At 45.1% G+C, this 1471-nt stretch carries 1 protein-coding gene; it reads left to right on the top strand.

The window, feature by feature from the left end; genetic code table 11:
• Positions 1-192 precede the first annotated feature (192 nt).
• Positions 193-1197: an IS110 family transposase gene (locus tag KIO97_RS26045; protein WP_104038741.1), complete on the top strand. Its 1005-nt coding sequence runs from the start codon at positions 193-195 to the stop codon at positions 1195-1197.
• Positions 1198-1471: the final 274 nt, after the last annotated feature.

The following is a 1471-nucleotide window of genomic DNA, read 5'->3' as shown; positions in this document are numbered from 1 at the left end:
AGCGTGCTATAACGGGTAACAACGATGAAAAAAGCATCAACTCAACATCAGCAAGGAGAATGATATGAACGCTTCCCCAACCTACGGAGGCTAACGATGATTCAATTGGCGAGGAAGGATACTCCCGGTCACGGCATCAAAGTGCCCAGTATGGTTCAATCTAGTGAACTATCGACATTGGGAGTATCCAACATGAACAGTAACGTATTTGGCATTGATATCGCAAAACAAGTCTTTCAAATTCACTGGGTCGATCAAGAAACCGGTGAAATCCACTCCGATAAAGTGAAGCGCAAAGATTTTGTTCAGTACTTTGCTAATCAGCAACCATCAATGATTGGAATGGAGGCTTGCGGGGGCGCTCACCATTGGGGAAGATTGTTCAAGGAAATGGGGCATACCGTGAAGCTGTTGCCAGCGAAGAAAGTTAAACCTTTCGTGTATGGTGGCAATAAAAATGATGTGGTAGACGCTCGGGCTATTTGGACGGCAATGCAGCAACCAGGCATGAAGTTCATCGCGGTAAAAACTGAGGAGCAGCAAGCGATTCTGAGCATTCACCGAATGCGAGAATTACTGGTTAAACACAGAACGGCACAAATCAACTCGATACGTGGGCTGTTGACGGAGTTTGGTCTGGTGATGCCGAAAGGAAAGCAAGCATTCAAGGAGAGGTTGCCTGATTGTTTAGCAAAACTGGAAGAGGATACGCCAAGTGCCTTTATGTGTGCCTTACAAGTTCAAGTGGAACGATTAACTCAGCTGGACGAAGACATTAAACAATTGGAAAAGCAAATACAAAGTTGGTTTAAACACAATGAAGATTGTCAGCGCATTGCTAAGATCCCAGGAATTGGTCCACTGACTGCGACAGCCCTTATCGCTTCAATGGGTGATGCATCAGCGTTCAAGTCAAGCCGAGAGTTTGCAGCGTGGATAGGCATGGTTCCACGACAAACGGGAACAGGAGGACGAGTGCAATTGCACGGTATCAGCAAGCGAGGAGATGTCTATTTACGCACACTTCTTATCCACGGAGCGAGATCGGCAATGACACACTGTAAAGAAAAAAATGGATGGCTTGAGTCTTTGCAGACAAGAAGACCGAAAAATGTCGTGACAGTAGCATTAGCTAATAAGATAGCTCGAACCGTTTGGGCATTGGTTGCCAATCAAACCCAATATCAGCCTTGTTAAACAAAGCTGGTTACCAACTAAAACTAACATAGGATGTTCGCTGAAAGTTTGCCAAGGTGCATCAAAGAGTAATGACAAACAGGTCAGACCAAGCCTTATAAAACCTGAATGCTCATAAGAGCAATAAGCTCGCTAGGAGAATGAGGAATAAGGCTGCGGAAATCATTAGGGTCGGCAGGGAGTCTGCCAATGTAGACCGAATATAGAGCTGCCACCTAACCATGTTTGAAAATACTTGACGATGTCCTAGCAAATGGGGAAGCGTTCATATAGA

The sequence above is a fragment of the Vibrio sp. B181a genome (genome assembly GCF_030248375.1).
GTDB lineage: Bacteria > Pseudomonadota > Gammaproteobacteria > Enterobacterales > Vibrionaceae > Vibrio > Vibrio campbellii.
Note: the sequence above shows the minus strand (reverse complement) of the source record. Positions and strands in the feature narration are given on the sequence as shown.